This is a genomic window from Pedobacter sp. (genome assembly GCF_035566355.1).
Classification (GTDB): domain Bacteria; phylum Bacteroidota; class Bacteroidia; order Sphingobacteriales; family Sphingobacteriaceae; genus Pedobacter.
The window spans coordinates 1-6,945 of sequence record NZ_DATMRL010000374.1; the positions used below are offsets into that span (position 1 = coordinate 1).

Genomic DNA, 6,945 nt, shown 5'->3' on the forward strand with positions numbered 1-6,945 from the left:
TTACCCATCATCGCCACATCCGTGCGGAACTTAAGCGGTTGCTTGCCCCAATCGGTTACATGGTTTGAACTGCTGATGGCCGGATAGAAATAAGAATATTCCCATTGCATAAAAATACGCTCCAGAGGATCCGTGTTGTCACTTGGCCAGAATTCGGTAAAATACTGTAATGCCGCATAATCTACCCTGCCGCCACCGCCAGAACACAACATCATAGGTACGGTTGGATATTTAGCACGGATTCTTTCCAGCACCTTGTACAGTCCACGCACATATTCAATGTAAAAATGGTTCTGATTTTTCAGCGTGGCTGAATGCGCGTTGTAAATTACCGCATTACAATCCCATTTAATATAAGCCAGCTCCGGATTTTTAGTAAACAAACCATCTACAACACCATATACAAAATCCTGTACCTGCGGATTGGTCATATCCAGGATCAGCTGGTTCCTGAAATAGTATTCCTCCCGCTTCTCCTCCTTCACCACCCAATCCGGATGCTTTTCATAAAGTTCACTTTTAGGATTTACCATTTCAGGCTCAATCCAGATTCCAAACTTCACGTCATTATTTTGCGCCTCTTTTACCAGCGAAGCAATGCCATTAGGCAATTTCTTCTTGTTCTCCTGCCAGTCGCCAAGGCCCGCATGATCATCATTTCTTGGATATTTATTGGCAAACCAACCGTCATCCAGCAGAAAGAGATCAACGCCCAGTTTTTTGGTGTCCTTCAGCAAGTCTGCAAGCTTATTTTCATTGAAGTCAAATTGCGTAGCTTCCCAGTTATTCAGCAAGGTAAGCCGGCTCCCTTTTCCATCCATCAGTTTATAATTCCTTGCCCAGCTTTGAAGTTTGCGGCTGGCTGCACCTTTACCCTGATCAGAAAAAGTATATAAAAAGGCCGGTGTCTTAAAGACTTCACCTGATTTTAGGGTATAAGGAGAAGCATAGTTATTGATCCCTGCGATGATCCTCAGGTTGTCCTGATAATCTACTTCAAGGTCAATCCTGAAATTGCCACTGTACTCCAGTGCACCATACAATACATCACCTTCATCTTCCCCGGCAGGTTTATCCAAAGAAACCATAAATACCGAAGGCTGGAAAAGGTTGGCCCGGGTACCCAGTTTAGTATCCAGTGTCTTGATACCATGGGTCAGTTTAGATTCTTCCGGCTGCATTTCTTTAGCCCAGTCGCCATGGTACTGTTTTAACCAGTAGCTACCTGCCTTTAAATGAAGGTTGGCCGAGGCAAATTTGTGCAGAACTACATTTCCTTTTTCCTGGTGGCGGATTTCTGTCCATTGCTCTATCACATCCTCATTGTAATACACCTGGTAAAACAGGGTCACTTCAAAGGCGTAAACCGGATCTTTTAATACTACAGACAGCAATTTTACCCCTTCTTTTATATCTGTGATGTTGTGGCTCACATATTTAAGATCCAGGGAATTGTTTCCATCGGCATGAGTTACAGTAATGGCAGGTTCCATAAGATTCCGGGAGCCAGATGGTGTATACACAGAATTTAACAAGCCCGTATAATCGCTGGTCTGTTTATATACACCCGGCACATGGGCATATTCACCCGTGCTGGTTAATTTTTTACCAAAATAAATGGTAGAAAGATCCTTTTTGGCACCCACCTGAAGGGCGAGTGCATTATTTTTTGATTCTATCGGAATCACAAATGCAGATTGTGCCTTTGCCACAAAGGAACTGCCTGTACCGATAAAAAAAACAAAGAAAAATGGTTTAACAAGGAATCGAAATTTAAAGGTCATATCAGTGGGTAATTATTTTTTAGTAAGTTCAAATCTTAAAATACGGACATCCGCCGCAGGTATGGATTCTTCCAGAATTGTTCCTGCCGTACCCGTTTTACCCGTCCACAGCTCTTTATAGCTGCTTCCATTTAGAAAAACGCCCGGAATGGCAGTTACCGGGATACGAAGATGAGCTTCCTCCTTACCGTAGTTAAACAAGGCCAGGTAAAGGTATTGACCGTCTTTTCTGAAAAAGGCGTTGGCTGCCTTTCCACCTTGTGCGGGATAAACAGGTTGGAAAGACTGTCCCGAACGGGCAATTGCATTAACATCGGAATTGGTCAGGAATTTAAGGGATTTTGTTTTCGCCTCCGTACTTCCCCCCGCACTCAGATCGTCGCCTGAGATATAGATTCCAGTGGTTACGGACGAAGTTACCCTGGAACGGTTCTCCGCTTCAGAATGTCCTTCCAATACAATATGGTCTGCATCGTTGTACAAATACACATTGGAGAGCCACCAACCGTAGGTAAGCGAATTCATGGCGTATTCTATTTTTTCTGTATCTCCAAAGACATCACAGGCAATGCGCCTGGACTGTGCATAATCTGCCGGGAAAATTGGCGAAATGGCCTGATTGAGGTAAATACTATCGCCCAGTACTTCCCTCAGGTATGTCATTCCTTCATTATATGCCTGGATTCCAGTCGTCACTTTCGGATTATAATAATGATCGGACTCCAGGGAAGCATGAGCCAGGAAATCCACTTTCATAAATTTAAAACCGAGCCGCTTAAATCTTTCCAGGGATCTTTTAATTCTGGCTTTAGTACCCGGATGGGTGGGATCAATAGCCGCAGCACCATCAATATATTGCTTGTTGCCATGTGCCCTGAGGTAAAGGTCCTTATACGTATAAGGCGTTCCTTCTATAGTCCTGGTACTGTCTCCCCCCCAATCGGCAAAGGGTCCATAATAACCACCCGGGACCTGGTTATTCTTCCTGCATTCGTTTACAAAAGCAGTCAGTTCTTCATCTGTCCGGTCTTCAGCTCCGGCATCGAGTCCGATATAGGTTACCCCATCATTCTCAAAACTTTTATCTTTAAGTGTTTTGGCAAAAAAATCAGATACTTCTACTGCTTTTTGACCGGTCAGGTTGAACTGAATCTTACCCCAGCTGTTCCAGCCAAAGGGAACGCCTCCAGGCCATTTCAGTCTTTTATGTAAGCCAGAATTGACTGCAGCAAAATCATTCATTCCTTCTCTCCAGTCTGCATATGAACCTGCAAACATTCTGGGCGAACGCACCAGCTTGCCGCTGATCTTTCCATGAGGAAGAATATCCCTTGAAGTAGCATAAGTAAAACCACCATAAGCTTCCAGACGACGGAGTGTATTGCCTTCTGTTGCGGTCACCACACCTGTTTTCCAGTTATCGTGGTCTACAGAACCGATCACCAGCCCTTGGTTTGATTTTTCATTAAACAGTACAGAAACTTCATGACTGGAGACCACCTTGCTAAAAGGAAAGGCGACATAACGCACCCATTTGTCGTTGTCAAAAGGCACAAATAAAGCATAGTTATTTCCTGAGGGAAGTACCTGAAAAGAGGTCTCAGATTTTAATGGGGCCATGTAGGCGCTGCCGAATTCCTCTTCGCTCTTTACAGAAAGCCTGCTCAGGATAAATCCTTTATCTGCATACAGCCAATATTCCTGGATCATCTCCGGAAGTCCTTTTGCAGTGGAACTTACCGTAAAAAGTGTTCCGCTGCCGAGTGGATCTGTAAAAGGTTTTTCTTTGATTTCATGTCTGGGATAATCCATGCTGGAAATCACCTTTGGAATATGGGCTTCTGCATATATATTGGAAAGGATCTGTTTTCCGAGGGTATAAAAATCGGCCGTACCGGTTTTAACATTGTAGTTGATATAGGTATTGCCTTTACCCAGTTTCCGGATATCGGCGGCTTTTTTTACAAATGCTAAAGCGGTAAAATTTAAAGCTGCCCCATTATCTTTAGGCCCTGCAGTACGGGAATGTGGAAAAATAAGCTGGCCATTGGCAAATGCAGAGAGCAAATACTCGCCTTCCGGAACATCATTGATCTGGTAATTTCCGGCAGCATCAGTACTGACCATACGATCTGCCCCGCCCCTGAGCTGAACCTCTACGCCTTTAACAGGTTTCCCGCTCTTGTCTTTAATGGTGCCTCTAAAGTTCAAAGACTTTACAGGGACAGTACCGTAGGCAATCCGGTCCAGATCCGGCCCACCTTCAACTGAATTATCAAAAGATACCGTATTAAGACCTGCTTTCAGCGGAACAAATATTTGCTGTAAGCTGGACTGCTCCGCCGGCGCAATACGCCGGAAAACAACTTTCTGCGGAACACTCTCCTGGTTGACCCGGATGCTCAGACTCCTGTCGTCCGAAACCCTGAAATAAACGGTTAAAGGATACAGACCTGCCTTGGGTACCTGCAGATTAAAAACGGCCGTTCCATTTTTCAGATCTCCTAAACCAGCTACCTTATTTCCACCCGAACAGGTGGAACAGGCTTCTATTCTAGCACCATTAGACAGTGTTGCAACTTCGGCTTCTATAAATTTTTCCTGAGCCAATAGCTTTTGACAAAAGCCGCCCGACAGGCCAAGGAACGTAATCAGCAAAATTCTTGTTCGCATCTTGAGGTAATAATTTGAGTATTCAATGATCAATAAATCTATATATATTTATATCTTTCTGTTCTTAAAAACCAGGATTTTGTTTCAGTACACCTTTAGACAGATCAATATCTTGCTGTGGTATTGGAAACAAATTGTGTTTTTCTGCTACATCAGCACCTTTTGGATTGCCTTTATCATATGGGTCTGTACTGGTGCTATTGTTATAGGTATAAAAATCTTTAATCACCTGCACCAGGCGGTGTTGCCTTACCAGGTCATAATAGCGGTGTCCTTCCATAGCCAGTTCCAGTCTTCGCTCCAACCAGATGTCATTTAACAATTGTGTGCCTGAAGAACTTCTCGGAAGAACGGCGCCTGGGTTCAGGCGGTTTGCTCTCTCCCTCACCATATTCAGGCTTTTTAAGGCTACAGCTTCGTTACCATTACGATAAGCAGCTTCTGCATCAATGAGCAGTAAATCTGCATAGCGCATCTGGATAATATTCAGCGGTGCATGGGAGAGTTCATTTGCGGGGCGGTCTGCGGGAGCCAGATAGAATTTCCTGCTGATCCTGCCAGATTCGTTTTCAGACAACTTGGTGTCATAATGTGAATAATCGAAATTCGGCGTAGCTGCACCAACGTTATCTCCCTGCTTAATAATAGTCCATTTCAATCTCGGATCATTCTCTTTCAAGAATGCCTGCTCCAGATGGCTTGAAGGTGTATCAAAGCCCCATCCGCCATCAGCTCTGCTCCGCGTCAGTGTGGTCAATGCAGTTCCTAAATTAAAGGTCTGGTCTGCGTTGTATTGAAATTCAAAGATCGACTCTACCCCATTTTTGTTACGCACACTCCAGACATTACTGAAACTTGGTTCCAGGGTATACTGTGCCGAAGCAATCACCTGATCAGCATACTTTTGCGCCTGTGCCCAGTTTTCCGTAAACAGGTAAGCCTTGGCCAGATAGGCATTGGCTGCTCCTTTGGTGGCCCGTCCGATCTGATCCGCACCTTGCGCCGCTCTTTCTGGTAACACTGCTGCTGCATCAGAAAGGTCTTTAACAATCTGAGCGAAGCACTCTTCTTTACTTGATCTGGCTACCGAAAGTACAGCTTGAGGATCCGGCACATTCAGTACCAAAGGTACACCTCCAAAACTCTTCACCAGTTCAAAATAGCAGTAAGCCCTTAAAAATTTAGCCTCCGCAATCAGCTTTTGTTTCAGGGCATCGTCTATCGTAGAGGTACTGATGCCCTCGATAGCAAAGTTACAATTGCCTATCCCTTTCCAAAGGTAGCTCCACCTGAAGCCAAACCATTCATTTGTTGCGTCAAAGTGATAACGGGCAATATCTCCAAAAAGCGACTGATCGCCCGGGATAGAATTACCTTTAAAAGCATCATCACTTAAGGCATCCCCCATCATTTGACTTCTATCCAGTTCATACCACTGGTCAGAATGCGTTCCAAAATAACAGGCAATCACAGCGGCCTGGCAATCGGCTTCTGTTTTAAAGTAATTATCAGTATTCTGACGGCCAATAATAGGCTGGTCCAAAAACTTTTTGCAGCCTGCAGAAAGTGAAGCAAGTGCGATGAGCATGAATATATATCTTTTCATAATAAGTCCTCTAAAAGTTTAGAATGTAAAATTTAATCCAAAAAGAAAGGTCCTTGAAGTTGGATAATTACCCCAATCCAGTCCTCTGTTCAATGCGGAGCTGTTGTCAGTCCATTGCGTACCATAGGCCAGTTCAGGATCCAGACCTTTATATTTGGTTATCGTCAGCAGGTTCTGGGCACTGGCAAATACTCTGATCTTTCCTACCTTCTCGCTGTTAATGGTATAACCTAACTGTAAATTCCTCAACCTGGCAAAAGAACCACTTTCAATATAGAAATCGTTGAATTTAGAGTAATTGCCATTGTTGTCAAAAGCGGCAATACGAGGTGTGGTGCTGGAGGTACCTTCTCCATGCCATGCAATACTTTCCAGCCCCGCAATTTTATTGTAATTGTTACTTCCCGAATTGGTATATCCTTTCAATACATTCACCAGATCTCCGCCCAGGTTTCCAGTAAAAAAGACGGTAAGGTCGAAGTTTTTATAGGCAGCAGTAAGGTTGATGCCAAAGGTAAGCTTTGGTGTAGGATCGCCAATAAAAGTACGGTCAGAAGAATTGATCACACCATCGCCGTTAAGATCTTTAAAACGAAAATCTCCTGGTACAGCATTTGGCTGGATCAAAGTACCAGCAGCATTTTTATAGGAAGCTACTTCTGATGCATTTTGGAAGATCCCATCTGTTTGAAGTCCATAAAAAGCACCTACCGGATGTCCTTCCCTGGTTAAACTGGTGGTTCCAAAAATAGCGGTATTACCCGAAAGAATATCATTTCCCTGGGCCAGCTTTTTGGCTGTAGCTGTGTAGTGTGTGGCATTCAGGTTGATCCCATAACTCACCTCTCCCGCCTTGTCCTGATAGCCAATACTAAATTCAAA

At 44.1% G+C, this 6,945-nt stretch carries 3 protein-coding genes and 1 pseudogene; all 4 read right to left on the bottom strand.

The window, feature by feature from the left end:
• Positions 1 to 1,784, bottom strand: a 1,784-nt coding sequence (locus tag VNZ46_RS14330) for an alpha-galactosidase (protein WP_325560771.1), incomplete at its 3' end; no start/stop codon positions are given.
• Positions 1,785 to 1,796: 12 nt separating this feature from the next.
• Positions 1,797 to 4,457 carry a carboxypeptidase regulatory-like domain-containing protein gene (locus tag VNZ46_RS14335; RefSeq protein ID WP_325560772.1) on the bottom strand — a complete coding sequence of 887 codons (2,661 nt, stop codon included), beginning with the start codon at positions 4,455 to 4,457 and terminating at the stop codon, positions 1,797 to 1,799.
• Between the two features lie 64 nt (positions 4,458 to 4,521).
• Positions 4,522 to 6,063 carry a RagB/SusD family nutrient uptake outer membrane protein gene (locus VNZ46_RS14340; protein WP_325560773.1) on the bottom strand — a complete coding sequence of 514 codons (1,542 nt, stop codon included), beginning with the start codon at positions 6,061 to 6,063 and terminating at the stop codon, positions 4,522 to 4,524.
• An 18-nt stretch (positions 6,064 to 6,081) separates the two neighbouring features.
• Positions 6,082 to 6,945, bottom strand: a pseudogene (locus VNZ46_RS14345) (SusC/RagA family TonB-linked outer membrane protein); the annotation flags it as partial.

Bases quoted from the DNA above. Each gene is read 5' to 3' on its own strand.
- VNZ46_RS14340 (WP_325560773.1), bottom strand. From the start codon at position 6,063: ATGAAAAGATATATATTCATGCTCATCGCACTTGCTTCACTTTCTGCA.
- VNZ46_RS14335 (WP_325560772.1), bottom strand. From the start codon at position 4,457: ATGCGAACAAGAATTTTGCTGATTACGTTCCTTGGCCTGTCGGGCGGC.